General features: G+C 36.7%; 1 protein-coding gene. It reads left to right on the forward strand.

Features of this window, described 5'->3' with window-relative positions; genetic code table 11:
• Positions 1 to 42: 42 nt before the first annotated feature.
• Positions 43 to 245 (forward strand): hypothetical protein (locus tag AAEY83_RS17775; RefSeq protein WP_351061322.1); only part of this gene is annotated, 203 nt, incomplete at its 3' end.

Below are 245 nucleotides of genomic sequence, written 5' to 3' on the forward strand. Positions count from 1 at the left end.
CAACTATAGTTTAAGCCAACTTTTACGTGCTTGGATGCGCCAATGTTTACTATTAAACACCTGCTTTTAATTGTTATTGTACTTTTTACGCAATGCATAAGTGCAGCACAACCGTCTGTTTTACTGGCTAAAGTATATGACGAAACTAAGCATTATGATGTAAGTAAATATTTAGTCAGTGAAAAATATGATGGCGTAAGAGCTATCTGGACCGGCACGCAGTTTGTCACTCGTAAGGGTAATAT

Origin of the sequence: Psychrobacter sp. TB20-MNA-CIBAN-0197 (assembly GCF_040309765.1) — a bacterium.
In the GTDB taxonomy this organism is placed as follows: domain Bacteria; phylum Pseudomonadota; class Gammaproteobacteria; order Pseudomonadales; family Moraxellaceae; genus Psychrobacter; species Psychrobacter submarinus.